Below are 16,291 nucleotides of genomic sequence, written 5' to 3' on the forward strand. Positions count from 1 at the left end.
AACTCAATTAACTATTGGAGAACCCTATGCCAGAATATAAAGCGCCGATTAGAGACATGAAGTTTGTCATGCAAGAATTACTTGATTGTGATAGCCACTATCAAAAATTAGGTTATGAAGATGCAAGCCTAGATATGGTTGACGCTATTATCAGTGAAGCAGCGAAATTTACTGAACAAGTAATAGCCCCAATAAATCAAAGTGGTGATGCACAAGGTTGTACCTGGAACGATGGCGTTGTAACAACACCAGACGGTTTTAAAGAAGCTTACCAACAATATGTGGAAGGCGGTCAGCCGACACTATCTCAATCCGAAAAATTTGGTGGTCAAGGTTTACCACATTCATTAAATATTGCTATTGGTGAATTAACATCAGCAGCTAACCACAGTTTTGCTATGTATCCAGGTTTAAGTCACGGGGCATTAGCAACCATTGAAGCTCATGGTAGTGAGCAACAAAAAAATACCTTTATGCCTAAATTAGTTGAAGGTACATGGACAGGTACTATGTGCTTAACTGAGCCGCATTGTGGTACTGACTTAGGCATGTTACGTACAAAAGCTGAGCTTAATGATGACGGTAGTTACTCATTAACAGGAACTAAAATTTTCATTTCAGCGGGTGAGCATGACTTATCTGACAATATTGTACACATTGTTATTGCTAGAATTCCTGGCTCTCCAGAAGGTAGCCGTGGTATTTCACTCTTTATTGTGCCTAAATTTAACGTAACAGAAGTCGGTGAAGTGAGTGATAGAAACGCTGTTTCTTGTGGGTCAATTGAACATAAAATGGGTATCAATGCTAATGCAACGTGTGTTATCAATTTTGATGGTGCCAAAGGTTATTTAATTGGCGAGGTAAATCGTGGTTTAAACTGTATGTTTACCTTTATGAATGCAGCGCGCTTAGGTGTTGCCTCGGAAGGGGTCGCAGCCGCAGAAGCCTCTTTCCAAGGTGCGTTAGCTTATGCGAAAGACCGTTTACAAATGCGCTCTTTATCAGGTGTTAAAAACCCAGACGGGCCTGCGGATGCTATTATTGTTCATCCTGATGTTCGTCGTATGCTATTAACACAAAAGTCGATTGCTGAGGGCGGTCGTGCGTTAATTGGTTATTTAGCGCAGTTAGTTGATATTGGCCATGCCAGTACTGATGAAACTGAAAAAGCGAATGCTGAAACAAAAATGGCCTTATTAACGCCTATCGCTAAAGCTTTTTTAACTGAACTTGGGCTAGAGTGTACTAGCCATGGTGTTCAAGTGTTTGGTGGCCATGGATTTATTAAAGAGTGGGGCATGGAACAGTTGATGCGTGACACTAAAATTAGCTGTTTGTATGAAGGTACCACTGGTATACAAGCACTTGATTTATTAGCGCGTAAGATTTTAGGTTCAAAAGGTGCGATATTAAAACCTTTTGGCGCTGAAGTAACAGCATTCTGTGTTGAAAATGCCGGTAATGAAGCGATGCAAGAGTTCATTCAACCTATAATGACCTTTGGTGGAGATTGGCAAAAAATGACTGAAACATTAGGATTGAAAGCGATGCAAAATCCAGACGAAATAGGTGCAGCATCAGTAGACTACTTAATGTATTCAGGTTATTTAACGTTGGCTTACTTTTGGGCGAAAATGGTTAAAGTAGCACAGGAAAAATTGGCTGCCGGTGATGACGACAAAGCATTCTATGAAGCTAAAATTAAAACCGCACGATTCTATTTTCAACGTATTTTACCAAGAGCTAATGGTCATGCAGCTTGTGTAGCAAATGGTGCTGATTCAATGATGGCGCTTGATGCTGATGACTTTGTTTTTTAGTTATTAACAGAGAGCTATAAATATAAATAGGGAAGTGATTTACTTCCCTTTTTTGTGACTAGCAATCAGATAATTAGGGCTTAATTATCTCTTCAACCGCTAACATTAATTTAGGGTTATTAATATCAGAGCTTGTTGATTTATAGATAGCTTTCCCTTGGCGATTAATAAAAAAAGTTGTTGGCGTGCCTCTCACACCGTATAACATGGCGACGGATTCACCATTTACAGCGGTGATAAAGTGGTAACCTCGGGCATTTATTTCATCTTGAGGTTGTGCATCTTCATCTTCGTTAAAACTAATGGCAATTAGCTTTATTCCCGATTTTTGGTATTTTTCTTCTAGTGCCACTAATTTAGGTTGAAGCTTCTTACAATAGGGACACCAAGTGGCCCAAAAGTGCAAAATAACGGGTTTACCTTGATAATCACTCAGTGAGATGTTCTCGCCATTTTGAGTGTGTAATTGCCAGGTCGGCGCGGTTGGATAATCTGTTGAATTAGCGCTAAATCCCCACAATATGCAGATTAACAGAAGATATGGCGCTGATTTTAGAAGTGTTAAAATTTTCATTTCTGGTCTTTAGCAATGGAGTGTTTACTATATGACCTTGAAAACTCAAGTTGCATTACAATAAATTTATTTTTAGTTTTGTATATGTTATCTTTTTCTATGAATTATTTCGTACTACTAGGATGTTTCTATGAAAAAACTTATAAAATGGATTTATCTTGTTATACTTCTTGTAACAATTTCCGCTTGTGCTAACAAAGATGCTTATGAAAATAGCACTCATCTAAACGTCAGTATTCCTATCAACAATATGTTATTTTCTGATGCACAGAAGGTGACTGATACTTATGATGATATTTTTAAATTAACTCCCTACAAAGAAAGTACTATCTTATCTTTAGTACAAGAAAAACAAGCACAAGGTATGAAGCTTCATAAAGCGTTAGAGGCTGTATTCAATACGAGGTTAGACAATTTTACCTATTATGGTGAAACATACAATGCATCAACCGCGATGAGATTAAATAAGGGGAATTGTATGAGTTTGGCTATTTTAACAACAGCTTATGCGAAATTACTCGGTTTGAAGTTTTCTTATCGTGAAGTGAGTACCATTCCTGTGTATAAAAGAGAGCATGATATAGTTCTTTCCTCATCACACGTGCAAACAATTATTTATGATGCCGATTTTGTTGAAGATAAAAATACAGTATATATATCTAAACCCGGGATTGTTATTGATTATTTTCCAAGTAAAAATAATAAGGTGGGTAAGTATTTTAATGAGGCTACTTTTACCTCAATGTATTATAGAAATCTTGCTGCAGATGCCTTGGTTGAAGATGATTTAGTTAAAGCTTTTCTGCTCACTGAGAAGGCCTATAATTACAATAAACAGAATGTTGAAGTGATAAATTTACTTGCGGTTATTCATCGACGAGCAGGTGATATAAAAGGTGCAGAAAATATTTATAAAGCAGGCTTACAATTAGAGCAATCTAGTCTTGCTTTAATTAGTAATTATATAATGTTGCTTAGAAAAGAACAGCGTTATACGGAGGCACAAAGTTATCAAGCACAGTTAGATCAATTAGATGATCCTAATCCGTACCACTGGCTTGAGCAAGCCTATACAGCACAAAACAATAATAAAATTAGGGCGGCTATACATTATTATAACAAAGCTCTAAATCGTGCTCCTTATTTAAAAGAAGCTTACCTTGGGCTTTATCATATATATCGTGAAAAAAGACAATTAACTAATGCCAAAATCATGTTAAAAAAAGCACTCGAGTGGACTTATGAAATAGAGCAACGTAAGCAATATAAATATAAACTATATAGCTTGGCTCAGTTGTAGTACGGTCACTTATCGGTAGTCACTGAACCATTAAGCATAGTCAGCCAAAATCACATCGGCAATTTTAGCCGCAATCATGATAGTTGGCGCATTAGTATTACCGCTAATCAGCGTAGGCATAATAGAAGCGTCTATTACCCGTAAATGTTCGATGCCATGTACTTTCAATGTGCTATCGACAACAGCCATGTCATCATTACCCATTTTGCATGTGCCGACAGGATGATAAATAGTATTGGCTTTGTTTCTCAAAAATTCTAAAATTTCTTCGTCACTTTGGGTTGCGTTACCTGGAAATATTTCCCGGCCATTATTTTCACTTAACGGGGGCTGAGCTAAAATAGATCGGGCAATTTTAACCGCTTGGATCATATCTTTTTGATCATCTTCATGAGCAAGCATATTTAAGGTTATTTTTGGGTGTAAGCTTGCTGTATTGCCATACAAAGCGACACTGCCACGGCTTTTAGGGCGTAATAGACAGGTGTGAATTGATACACCATAATTAAGTAACATTTTTAAATCTCGTCCATGATTATCAAAGGCTGCGGGAATAAAGTGTAACTGTAAATTGGGGCGAGATAAGTTAGGTTTGGATTTGATAAAACCGCCAGATTCTGCCACTACAGACGTTAAAATACCACTGCGTTTTTTCTCCGCTGATGTTTTATTTAGTGATAATGGAAAATACTTCAATGCTTGTTTGAATAGCCACCACGCTGCTTTAGGGCGGATTGCCAGTAAATCATCGCGCTTGTGATGCGTCACTACAACGGTATCAGGGTGATCTTGGAGATTTTGCCCAACACCGGGTAATTCATGTACTAAAGCAATATCATGTTTAGTTAATTCATCCGCCGGACCTATGCCTGATAGCATTAAAAGTTGAGGAGAATTGAAAGCCCCAAACACTTAATAAGACTTCTTTTTTAGCGAAAATATTATGTTTTTTGCCTTTGACTTTATAACACACGCCTGTGGCTATTTTATCGTTAATTAGTATTTTTTGTACATGCGCATCGGTAATAACGGTTAAATTACTGCGATGTAAATTAGGGGTTAAAAACGCTTTAGCAGCACTGCAACGTTGACCATTTATTTGGGTTACTTGATAATAACCAACGCCCTCTTGACTCTCGCTATTGAAGTCATTATTCAATGGGTAGACCTGCTGAGCTGATGAGATGAAACTATCATGAACAGGTGGTTTTGACGATGAATCTGCAACGTTCAAAGGGCCGTTTATACCATGAAAATCATCTTCACCACGTTCTTGGTGTTGTGTGCTTTTAAAGTAGGGTAATACGTCTTCAAAAGACCGCCCATCATTACCAAGGTCACGCCAATGGTCGTAATCCTCTTTTTGGCCGCGAATATACAACATGGCATTAACCGAGCTACTACCACCTAACGTTCTTCCTCTCGGATTAAAGATTCTGCGATTGTTTTGAGTAGCCTCTGGCACGGAGTTAAATTGCCAATTAAGGATTTTATCCTTCATTAATTCTATAACACCTAGTGGCATATGAATGCTCCAGTGTTTGTCTTTAGGACCTGCTTCTAATAAACAAACCTGATAATTACCACAGGCGGACAACTTGTCTGCTAATACACAACCCGCTGAACCACCGCCAATAATAATAAAGTCAAAATTGTTCATTGTATTTCCATCCTATATTAGAATACCCACAAGTCCGACCACCAACTATGGATTATCTGCTGCTATATTTCAATAGCGCAATAAAAAACGCTTATCAAAATGAATTAATAAGCGTTTTCGAAATATTGATTAAATTGTATGTTTATAAGCCTAACACTTTCTTACCTTGCTTAAATACAATATCTACTGGGATATTAGCGGTTTCTAATCGTGCTAAATCAGCGGCTAATGTTTCAGTGATCACGCCTTTTTGGGCGACTAAATCATCAACACCTTGATAATCACCATTACCTTGTAATGTTAAAATAAGTTTTGAAAGTGAATCAATGGCTTCGCTCATTTTCTCCATGTTAACGCTATATAAGCCTTGTTCGTTTCGGCTAAAAGCCCCTTTTTCTTGAAAATAATTAAAGCGAACCATGTTAGCTTTACCATGTGCTGAACTTGCACCAAAGCGAACTGAACGGAATATGCCCGCCATAAAAGTAGTATAATACTCTTCTAGTTTTCCTTCAGTTATGACCTTTTTATCAAGTAGTTGACGTATCATGTATAAACCAAGAATATCAGCTTTACCTTCTTCTAAGGCACTGGCGTGTTCTTTTAATGATTGTCGCACCGTTCCTTTATTATTTAATGTATTTTTGATACCTAAACCGTGAGCAACTTCGTGGAACATAGTGTTAGCAAAGAAACCTGTGAAGGTTACATTGTTACGTTGTTCAGGTACTATTAGTTCGTTAGCGATAGGGAGCATAATAGTGTCAAATTTGGCACGCATCGCATTTTTAAGCTGTAATCGACGTGTACCTTTTTCTAATTGTACTTGTTCGTCATTCGGTAGGTTTATGGCGATTGTTTTACTGCCTAAACATTGGAGTGGCCGCCATAATAAATAACATCATAAGCATTTAAATCGGCATCAGAACCCGGTACTTCTGCTTTATATTTTTTGGAAACCGGCAGCTCTTTTTGTAATTCTGGTAAATATTGGGCGTATTTGGCTAATTTGTCGCTCCAGGATAAATCTTTAATTAATACATAAGCTTCGAAAGCAGCTCGATACCCAAAAAGTTGATCTTCATAAGTTTCAATAGGACCAATAACCACATCGATGGGGTTGTTTTTCATATCCATCCAGGCGAGGTCAGATGCTTGATATTCATCTGTACGCAATGCGTCAGCTCGCATGTTGAGATAGTTTGCAAACTCTTTATCTTCAGCAAAGGTAGATGCTTTTTCTAATATGGCTGCTGCTCGATTAATTTCGTCACTATATATTTCTGAGTAGGCAATAGTCATAAGCTGCCCGTCGTCGTTGCGGCTAATTATTGAGTATAATCCGTTCTTTTCAGTTAACATGCTTTTTTCGAATTCTTCTTTTGTCATATCTTTAGGATAGAACTCTGCGCCATGTGCTTTAGCATTATTTTGCGTTAAAAATACTTTATCGCCATCGAGTCTATCCCATGGGCCATAGTTTATTTCAGCAAAGCGACGAATTTTTTCTTCATTAATTGAAGCTAAGAATGCTTTTTTATCTTGTGAGAATGCCTGCTTCCAAAATAAATCATCCATTATTTTAGAGGCATCAATTAGGAGGGCTAGCATTTTTTTTTGTTTTGCAGAAAAGTGACTTAGATCAGCTGAAAGTGTTACTTCTTTATATATGTCTAACCGACTAGTAAACTCAGGGATTAATTGAGGGGAAGTTTGTTGATTTTTTTATATGAAGCGTCCTGACCGTTTGTATTAGCGGGTTCATTATTACAGGCGGTTAGTGCGGCTATAGTTGTTAAAATTATCGCTGCAATTTTTGTTCGTTTTGCTTTAAATGGCGTTACTTTAAGAAAAGTCATGATAGTTCTCAATGGTGATTGGCTTTATTAATGCTAATGAGACTAAAAAAAATTACCGGAAAGTGCAATAGAATTGGTAAATAAAAAATGACGATAGTGTAAACCTATCGTTAATATCTTTGATAAAAATGGATAGTTGGAGATAAAAAAACCGACAGAAGTCGGTTTTTACGTTTACCTAATAGGTAAGAACATTTTCATAAAATGAGCATGAGTTATAAGATTAAATCTTATAAAGCTTTGATTGCTGCATTCAAACGGCTCTTACTACGAGCAGCTTTGTTTTTATGAATAAGACCTTTACTTGCGTAACGATCTAAAATTGGTGTAGCAGCAGTTAATTCTTTCGTTGCTACTTCTTTGTCACCAGCCTTCAATAGCTGCGATTACTTTTTTAACTAAAGTACGCATCATTGAGCGACGACTTGCATTATTTTGACGGCGCTTTTCAGATTGTGTTGCGCGCTTCTTAGCTTGCTTTGAGTTAGCCAAGGTGAACTCCTAAAGTGTGTAATATGTAAGCTTAAATTTAAGGCGACAAAATATGCCTGTTTTTTAGCTGATTGTCAAATGATTTAATTGCTTTGTCACAAAATACCTAATAAAAATTTCTAATAAAAGTATAGAGAAAGCAACTACAAGGAATATCGTTGGTATCACTCTGTCTTATTAACATTAACATTAACAAATAAAGTTAACCAAGTATGTTGTGAACGGTGCAAGTATACATTGTTTAAATAGGTAAAATCATCACATAATAGTAATTATTTTTTCGCGCCATTTTTTAAGGATTTTTTTGAGTAAAAAGTTAATTAAATCAGGGCTCATTGTTAGCGCGATGACGTTGATTTCACGTATTTTAGGACTAGTACGTGATGTGGTTATAGCCAATGTTATGGGCGCAGGGGTAATGGCAGATGTATTTTTGTTTGCCAATAAAATCCCAAATTTTTTTAGACGTCTTTTTGCTGAAGGTGCTTTTGCACAGGCTTTTGTTCCCGTATTGAGTGAATATCATACACGCGATGAAAAAAATGCAGAAAACGATACAAACACAATTCAAAACAGCCAAGAAAATTCCCTGGCTGAAACTCGACGGTTAATTGCACAGGTTTCAGGAACTTTAGGAGTCGTCATTTCTGTCGTAACCTTATTTGGTATGGTGGCTTCCCCCTTATTTGTTATGTTATTTGGTGGTGGTTGGTTTGTTGAGTGGCTAAACAATGGCTCGACAAGTGTTGGTGGTGAAAAGTTTGAATTGGCGGCCAGTTTATTAAAAATTACTTTTCCTTACTTATGGTTTATCAGTTTTACTGCGCTTGCCGGTGCTGTGCTCAACACATTAGGACGATTTGCTGTTGCGGCGTTTACTCCTGTTTTACTCAATGTTGCGATAATCTTAATGGCAATTTATGGTGCTGATTACACTGAAAGTCCCGCTTATGCTTTAGCTTGGGGCGTTTTTTTTGGAGGCTTGATTCAGTTTCTTTTTCAAATACCTTTTTTATATCGTGCGAATGTTTTAGTTAAACCGTGTTGGTCTTGGCACAGTGAAGGTGTAACTAAAATTAGGAAGTTAATTGTACCTGCGTTATTTGGGGTTTCTGTAACGCAAATTAATTTGTTACTTGATACTTTAATCGCGAGTTTTTTGATTACTGGCTCAATAAGTTGGCTTTATTACGCTGATCGATTGTTAGAATTCCCCTTAGGGTTATTCGGTATTGGTATTGCTACGGTCGTGTTGCCCAGTTTATCAAAGTTACATAGTAAAAATGATCCTAAACAGTTTCGTGCCACCCTTGATTGGGGGATTAAAGTTATTAGCCTATTTGGATGGCCTGCATTGGCAGGATTAATGGTGTTAGCACAACCCATTATTATGGTACTTTTTATGCGGGGGGAATTTAGTCAGACGGATGTAATGCAGGTTTCTATGGCTTTATTTGCCTACCTTTCTGGTTTGTTAAGTTTTATGTTTATTAAAATATTAGCGCCAGGGTATTACGCTAGGCAAGATACTAAAACACCTGTAAAAATAGGTATTAAAGCTATGGTAGCCAATATGTTATTTAATCTAATTTTAGCGCCATTTTTTGGTTATGTTGGCTTGGCAATCGCTACAACGATGTCAGCCACGTTAAATGCATGGTTATTATACCGTGGTTTGAAACAGGCTAATATCTATCAAATATCTTCTGATACCAAAGTATTTATTGCTAAGTTGGTATTAGCAGCAAGTGTTATGGCACTCGTTGTTTATGAGTTATCAGCGGACTTTAATGTTTGGCTTGCTATGGATTTTGTTACCCAAATAGTGCAGTTGGTATTTTGTATTGGTGTTGGTTGTTTGAGTTACTTTATTATGATCTTTTTATTAGGTATTCGACTAAGTGACTTTAAAGTAAAAAACTGAAAATTAACTCAATAGAAAAATCTAAAAAAAAACCGCTGAAATACTGATTATTATTGCGCTTTAATATATAATTCGGCGATTTATTTTTATACAAAGTTAAGATAAAGTTTTTTATTCTTTCTTCGTGTTGTGTTTAGTGCGCATAATTCGCTGCATATATTATAAGATTATAATAGTTTCTTAAATTAATTTTATAGTGTGTACTGATCTTTATGGGTGTGTTAGTTGTCATTCGATTAGTCGTCCGATTCCGGCCGTTAAAAGGTGTTTTAAATAGTAATGCAGTTAGTTCGCGGTATACATAATATTCAGCCAGACGATCATGGTTGTGTGCTGAGTATTGGTAATTTTGATGGTGTTCATAAAGGGCACCAACGTGTTATCTCTGCTTTAGTCGCTAAAGCAAAAATGCTAAATTGTGTGGCCGCTGTGTTAGTTTTTGAGCCTCAGCCGCAGGAGCTTTTTGCAGCAGATAAAGCACCTGCTAGGTTATGTCGTTTACGTGATAAATATGCGCTTTTGGCTGAGTTAGGTGTGCAGCGCTTAATATGTGTTAATTTCACTCGAAAATTTGCGAGTCAAAGTGCTGAGCAATTTATAGAAAATTTATTAGTTGAAAAGCTTGGTATTAAGCACTTAATTGTGGGTGATGATTTTCACTTTGGTAAAAATCGCAAAGGTGATTTTACTATGTTGACCGAAGCAGGAAGCAAGTTTGGTTTTGAAGTAACTGATACGGCTAGTTGCAAAATGTCCAATTGCCGAGTTAGTAGTACAGCCATTAGACAAGCTTTGGCCAAAGATAATTTATTAGAGGTCGAGAATATGCTCGGCAGACCTTATTCAATCATTGGTAAGGTGTTTCATGGCGATAAACGTGGTCGACAATTAGGTTTCCCTACTGCGAATGTTTTATTGAAAAGACAAAAATCACCTTTAAATGGTGTTTTTGCTGTAAAAATAAAAACAAAAAATGGCATTTTTAATGGTGTTGCTAATATTGGTGCTAGACCAACAATTAATGGTGACAGGCAGCAGTTAGAAGTTCATATTTTTAACTTCGAAGACAACATATATGGTCAATGTATTGAAGTGGTTATTAAGAAAAAGCTTCGTCAAGTGATGAAGTTTGATAGTTTAGAAGCGTTAACGGCGCAAATTAAGTTAGATAGCGAACAAGCGAAACAAGTATTAAACAGTATGACATAATGTAGGTTAGGCAATTGCCTGACAATTTGAACAAATTAAACAACCGGATAATGATTTTAATGAGTGATTATAAACAAACCTTAAACCTGCCGGCCAACATCCTTTGCGATGAAAGGCAACATGGCAAACCGTGAACCTAATATGCTCAAAGAATGGGCAGCTAAAGACTTGTACGGAAAAATTCGTGCAGCAAAAAAAGGTAAAAAATCATTCATTTTACATGATGGACCTCCATACGCTAATGGAAGTATTCACTTAGGTCATGCGGTAAATAAAATTTTAAAAGACATTATTGTTAAATCAAAAACTTTGTCAGATTTTAACTCGCCCTATGTGCCGGGTTGGGATTGTCATGGTTTGCCAATTGAATTAATGGTTGAGAAAAAAGTGGGTAAGCCAGGTCATAAAGTGACCGCGTCGCAATTTCGTCAAAAGTGTCGTGAGTATGCGATTAAGCAAGTTGATGGCCAACGTGAGGATTTTAAGCGCTTAGGTGTTTTTGCTGATTGGGAAAATCCATACTTAACTATGGATTTTGGTACTGAAGCGAACATTATTCGCGCTTTAGGTAAAATTGCCGAAAATGGCCATTTACAACAAGGCTTTAAACCTGTGCATTGGTGTACAGATTGCGGCTCGGCTTTAGCTGAGGCTGAAGTTGAATACAAAGATAAACACTCTCCGACCATTGATGTGAAATTTGATATTAATGACGAAAGTGTTGCAGATAAATTTTCTCATCCAGAAAATCACAGTGGTGAAGGTCAAATAGGGATGGTTATCTGGACCACCACACCATGGACGTTACCGACAAACCGTGCCGTTTCGGTAAATGCCGACGTTGAATATACCTTAGTACAGTGTGATACTTTACCGCAGGGTGAAGCAGGCAAATTACGTTTAGTTATTGCGTCTGACTTGGTTACTTCGTGCATGGATAGGTATGGCATTGAAAAGTATCATGCCTTAGGTTTTTGTAAAGGTAGTGAATTAGAGCTAGTTCAATTACAACATCCTTTTTACGACTTTACTGTACCGGTTATTTTAGGTGAACACGTGACTACTGATTCAGGTACAGGTTGTGTTCATACTGCACCAGGACATGGTGTAGACGATTTTGTGGTAGGTAAACAGTATAATTTAGAAATTGCCAACCCAGTAGGTGCTAACGGTGTTTATCTAGAAGATACCCCTTTATTTGCAGGACAACATGTATTCAAAGCGAATGCGAGTGTTGTTGATGTTCTACAAGAAAGAGGTGCATTAATGCATCATCACGCATTTGAGCATTCTTATCCGCATTGCCGGCGTCATAAAACACCGATTATTTTTCGTGCTACACCACAATGGTTTATTAGCATGGACAAAAAAGGTTTACGTGCTGATTCGTTAAAAGAGATTGAAAAAACACAATGGATCCCTGATTGGGGGCAAAGTCGTATTGAAAAAATGGTTGAAGGACGCCCTGACTGGTGTATTTCTCGCCAACGTACGTGGGGTGTACCTATTGCTTTATTTATCCATAAAGATACCGGGGCATTACACCCACGAAGTATCGAGCTGATAGAAGAAGTTGCACAGCGTGTTGAAAAAGAAGGTATTCAAGCGTGGTTCGATCTCGAAGCGAGTGAACTAATAGGGGATGATGCTAATGACTTTATTAAAGTGCCAGATACCTTAGATGTTTGGTTTGATTCGGGAACAACACATTACTCTGTCATTAATGCTCGCGAAGAATTTGATGATATCGCCGATTTGTATCTTGAAGGCTCTGATCAACATCGTGGTTGGTTTATGTCGTCAATGATGTCATCTGTTGCCATGACAGGCAAAGCGCCTTATAGGCAAGTACTTACTCACGGTTTCACCGTTGACGTTAATGGTCACAAAATGTCAAAGTCATTAGGTAATGTGGTTACACCATCAGAGATTACCAATAACTTAGGTGCTGATATTTTACGTTTATGGACGGCGTCGGTTAATTACACGCAAGAAATCACGGTTTCAGATGAAATATTTAAACGTCAGGCCGATGCTTATCGCCGTATTCGTAATACCTCACGTTTCTTACTTTCAAACTTAAACGGCTTTGAACCAAGACAACATTCAGTTGCTTTTGAAGATATGGTGGCGTTAGACCCGGGTAGTGGATAAAGCGGCACATTTGCAAGAAGAAATTATCAACGCCTACAATGAATATGAATTTCATGTTGTTGTTCATAAGTTAATGAATTTCTGTACTACTGAGCTTGGTGGATTTTATTTAGATATTATTAAAGACAGACAATACACAGCCAAAGCAGACTCAAATGCCCGTCGCTCATGTCAAACGGCAATGTACTTAATTGCCGAAGCAATGACGGCTTGGATGGCACCAATATTATCTTTTACTGCACAAGAAATTTGGCAAGCATTACCAACACCGGCAACAGGTGAACGTGATGAGTTTGTTTTCACTGGTGTTTGGTTTGACGGTTTAGTTACTATGCCTGCGGACACAGCATTAGGAAACGACTACTGGAGCGAATTGTTATTAGTTCGTACAGAAGTTAACCGTGCGTTAGAGCTTGCTCGTAAAGAAAAAACGGTAGGAAAAGCGTTAGAGGCACAAGTTACTTTATATACCACAGTAAATTTCGCTGAAAAATTAACGCAATTAGGTGAGGAGTTACGTTTTGTGCTAATTACCTCAAAAGCCGGCGTTGAAGTAGTTACGGATGAAGGACAAGTGCCGGCGGATGCAGAATCCACCGATATTGATGGGTTATGGTTATCCGTTTCAGCAGCGACAGGTCAAAAATGTGAACGTTGTTGGCATGTAACCGAAGATGTGGGCAGCCACGAAACGCATCCTGATCTTTGTGGTCGTTGTATTACAAATGTTGATGGTGAAGGTGAGCAGAGAAAATATGCTTAAATAACGTGTGTTCTTTGCCATTTTCTGCAATAACTACGTCGAATGTACTCGCCTATAATTATAGGCTCTGTGTATTCTATTTACTTTTACAGTCAATGACTTTGAACAATAGCTATTTGTTATTTATTGTTTAAGAAATCAGAAAAGAGAATATTTAAATTGAATAAGCTTTTCACGGATACAGGTTTGCGTTGGCTTTGGCTAACGCTACTTTGTTTAGTGCTTGATCAAGTAACTAAGCAATGGGTTGTTGGTGCATTTAATCTCTATGAATCATTTGAAGTATTACCCATTTTTAATATTACGTACGTACATAACTTAGGTGCAGCTTTTAGCTTTCTAGCAGATCAAGGAGGTCGGGCAACGTTGGTTTTTTACTGCGATCGCTGCCATTGCGAGTATTGTCTTTGTTATATGGCTCACTAAAACGCCTAAATCGCACACCTTATTAGGTATTGCTTTTGCTTTAATGTTAAGTGGTGCAATGGGAAATTTGATAGACAGAATACTTTTTGGTTATGTAATTGATTTTTTGGACTTTCATTGGTCAGGAAAACATTTTCCGGCCTTCAATATAGCAGATTCTATGATTTTTATTGGCGCAGCCTTTATGGTTTTAGACTCGTTTATGGGTGAGTCTAAAGACGCTAAGTAAGTTGAGTATGTTCCTACAACGTGTTAACAAAGATAAATAGAAGATAAATAATGACAATTGATAAAACAATTCAAGCAGACTCTAGTATTTTAGTGCATATTACCATGAAATTAAGTGATGGCTCTGCTGCTGACAGTACAAAGGTTAACAATAAACCGGCTAAAATAATCATGGGCGATCAAAGTATTTCTTCGGCTTTTGAAGCTCAATTATTGGGCATGTCTGTCGGGACGAGTAAAGAGTTTACACTTGAGGCAATTGACGCCTTTGGTGAATCAAATCCTGATAATATCCATTATATGGATATTGATAAGTTTTCGGCTGAAGTTCCAAAGAAAAGTGGGTAATATCATTACCTTTTCACAACCTGGCGGTGAATTGCCTGGTATGATAAAAGAGGTCAATGGTAATTCAGTTACGATTGACTTTAATCATCCTCTTGCCGGTCAAGCAGTTACTTTTGTGATTGATTTAGTAGAAATACTATAACGCTAATTAGCAATGAGAATATTATGGAAATTATTTTAGCAAATCCTCGTGGTTTTTGTGCCGGTGTTGACCGCGCTATTAGCATTGTTGACCGTGCACTAGATTTATTTGGTGCGCCTATTTATGTGCGCCATGAAGTCGTGCATAACAAATTTGTGGTTGATGGCCTGAAAAGTCGTGGAGCCATTTTTGTTGATGAAATTAATGAAGTGCCTGATGACAGCACTGTTATTTTTAGCGCGCATGGCGTCTCTAAAACAGTTCGCCAAGAAGCTAAATCACGCGCATTGAAAGTTTTTGACGCAACCTGTCCGCTTGTTACTAAGGTTCATATGGAAGTGTCTCGTGTTAGCCGGAAGAATATTGAATGTATTCTTATTGGTCACGAAGGCCACCCTGAAGTAGAAGGTACTATGGGGCAGTATGATAGTGAAACTGCGGGAATCTACCTTGTTGAGTCAGCTAATGATGTCTCTAACCTTGAGGTCAAAAATCCAGACAGACTTTACTATTGTAGTCAAACAACCCTGTCAGTTGATGATACTTCAAACGTGATTGATGCGCTAAAAGCAAAATTTCCTAAAATTGAAGGACCGAGGAAAGACGATATTTGTTATGCAACACAAAATCGACAAGATGCGGTGCGAGCTATTGCCGAAGTGGATCTCTTATTAGTTGTAGGCGCAAAAAATAGCTCAAACTCAAATCGTTTGAGAGAAGTATCTGAGAAAATAGGCACAACGTCCTATTTAATTGATACAGCCGATAATATTGAGATTTCATGGCTTGAAGGTGTAAATAAAATAGGCGTAACAGCCGGAGCTTCAGCTCCAAAGAATACTCGTGAGACAGGTGATTGAAGCACTAAAAAACCATGGTGGTCAAGAGGTTGTAGAATATCCTGGTCGCGAAGAAAATATTGTATTTGCAGTTCCCGCCGAATTGCGCTAATCTAAGTTTGCCTATAAATTAACCATGGCAAGATGAACACTATCCCCAAGGATATATGGAGAAAAGGGGGTAGTAAGCAAAGGACTATATTTATGTTATATTAATCTATGGTCCGAATGTATTTTATGGAAGCTAAACAGACAAAAGGGATATGGGTTAATGTTGTTCACGCAAGTGATTTTTAGCACATGTGGATTTTTTTTAGGGTCTTTAGTAATTACAACATTGACTCACAGTCCTTTTATGTCAAAAAAATGGTTGAATAAATGGAATAGTTTTACCCTTGGTTACTTTAATAGCAAAAAGATTAAAAGAACTTTTTTCACATCCCCCCAACTGAAAATCACTCTTTTCAAACCTGTTTTTTTACAGTTAGCTTTCATGTTTTTTATTAAAAAAATAAAAGATCAGATGAAAAAGCAACTTATAAAGAGAGAA

The 16,291-nt window shown here is 37.4% G+C and carries 7 protein-coding genes and 6 pseudogenes; 8 read left to right on the forward strand and 5 right to left on the reverse strand.

What is annotated here, in order from left to right; all coding sequences use genetic code 11:
* The first annotated feature begins 26 nt into the window (after window positions 1-26).
* Window positions 27-1,823 (forward strand): acyl-CoA dehydrogenase C-terminal domain-containing protein, encoded by a 1,797-nt coding sequence (locus L3081_RS06615; protein ID WP_242284335.1) that lies wholly within the window; start codon window positions 27-29, stop codon window positions 1,821-1,823.
* A gap of 73 nt (window positions 1,824-1,896) precedes the next feature.
* On the opposite strand, the gene L3081_RS06620 is transcribed toward L3081_RS06615, so the two are convergent.
* Window positions 1,897-2,397, reverse strand: coding sequence for a peroxiredoxin family protein (locus L3081_RS06620; RefSeq protein WP_242284344.1), 501 nt, complete (start codon window positions 2,395-2,397; stop codon window positions 1,897-1,899).
* 130 nt (window positions 2,398-2,527) lie between these two features.
* Between L3081_RS06620 and L3081_RS06625 the strand changes: the two genes are divergently transcribed.
* Window positions 2,528-3,697 carry a tetratricopeptide repeat protein gene (locus L3081_RS06625; RefSeq protein WP_242284346.1) on the forward strand — a complete coding sequence of 390 codons (1,170 nt, stop codon included), beginning with the start codon at window positions 2,528-2,530 and terminating at the stop codon, window positions 3,695-3,697.
* A 30-nt stretch (window positions 3,698-3,727) separates the two neighbouring features.
* Here the strand turns inward: L3081_RS06625 and L3081_RS06630 are convergent, their stop codons facing one another.
* The 4 genes and pseudogenes from L3081_RS06630 to rpsT all read right to left on the reverse strand — a co-directional run bounded on the left by L3081_RS06630 (window position 3,728) and on the right by rpsT (window position 7,708).
* Entirely contained in the window at window positions 3,728-4,609 is an 882-nt protein-coding gene (locus tag L3081_RS06630; RefSeq protein ID WP_242284347.1) for a GMC family oxidoreductase, read from the reverse strand.
* Window positions 4,548-5,357, reverse strand: coding sequence for a GMC family oxidoreductase (locus L3081_RS06635; RefSeq protein ID WP_242284349.1), 810 nt, complete (start codon window positions 5,355-5,357; stop codon window positions 4,548-4,550). The genes L3081_RS06630 and L3081_RS06635 overlap by 62 nt, the downstream gene beginning before the upstream one ends.
* Window positions 5,358-5,499: 142 nt before the next feature.
* Window positions 5,500-7,216, reverse strand: a pseudogene (locus L3081_RS06640) (dipeptidyl-peptidase 3 family protein).
* A gap of 230 nt (window positions 7,217-7,446) precedes the next feature.
* Window positions 7,447-7,708: pseudogene (gene rpsT, locus L3081_RS06645) on the reverse strand (30S ribosomal protein S20).
* A 304-nt stretch (window positions 7,709-8,012) separates the two neighbouring features.
* Here rpsT and murJ point away from each other — a divergent pair.
* The 6 genes and pseudogenes from murJ to ispH all read left to right on the forward strand — a co-directional run bounded on the left by murJ (window position 8,013) and on the right by ispH (window position 15,853).
* Window positions 8,013-9,632, forward strand: coding sequence for a murein biosynthesis integral membrane protein MurJ (gene murJ, locus L3081_RS06650; protein ID WP_242284351.1), 1,620 nt, complete (start codon window positions 8,013-8,015; stop codon window positions 9,630-9,632).
* A 279-nt stretch (window positions 9,633-9,911) separates the two neighbouring features.
* On the forward strand, window positions 9,912-10,841 hold the full coding sequence (ribF, locus tag L3081_RS06655) for a bifunctional riboflavin kinase/FAD synthetase (RefSeq protein ID WP_242284353.1): 930 nt from the start codon (window positions 9,912-9,914) through the stop codon (window positions 10,839-10,841).
* Between the two features lie 59 nt (window positions 10,842-10,900).
* Window positions 10,901-13,758, forward strand: a pseudogene (gene ileS, locus L3081_RS06660) (isoleucine--tRNA ligase).
* 159 nt (window positions 13,759-13,917) lie between these two features.
* Window positions 13,918-14,413: pseudogene (gene lspA / locus L3081_RS06665) on the forward strand (signal peptidase II).
* Between the two features lie 50 nt (window positions 14,414-14,463).
* A pseudogene (fkpB, locus tag L3081_RS06670) lies at window positions 14,464-14,902 on the forward strand (FKBP-type peptidyl-prolyl cis-trans isomerase).
* A 23-nt stretch (window positions 14,903-14,925) separates the two neighbouring features.
* A pseudogene (gene ispH, locus L3081_RS06675) lies at window positions 14,926-15,853 on the forward strand (4-hydroxy-3-methylbut-2-enyl diphosphate reductase).
* Window positions 15,854-16,291 lie beyond the last annotated feature (438 nt).

Origin of the sequence: Colwellia maritima, from assembly GCF_022669015.1 — a bacterium.
Classification (GTDB): Bacteria; Pseudomonadota; Gammaproteobacteria; order Enterobacterales; family Alteromonadaceae; genus Colwellia; species Colwellia maritima.

What these genes read in the sequence shown, in the direction of transcription:
- L3081_RS06620 (WP_242284344.1), bottom strand. Translation starts at nt 2,397, where the DNA reads ATGAAAATTTTAACACTTCTAAAATCAGCGCCATATCTTCTGTTAATC.
- L3081_RS06635 (WP_242284349.1), bottom strand. Translation starts at nt 5,357, where the DNA reads ATGAACAATTTTGACTTTATTATTATTGGCGGTGGTTCAGCGGGTTGT.
- L3081_RS06615 (WP_242284335.1), top strand. Translation starts at nt 27, where the DNA reads ATGCCAGAATATAAAGCGCCGATTAGAGACATGAAGTTTGTCATGCAA.
- ribF (WP_242284353.1), top strand. Translation starts at nt 9,912, where the DNA reads ATGCAGTTAGTTCGCGGTATACATAATATTCAGCCAGACGATCATGGT.
- L3081_RS06625 (WP_242284346.1), top strand. Translation starts at nt 2,528, where the DNA reads ATGAAAAAACTTATAAAATGGATTTATCTTGTTATACTTCTTGTAACA.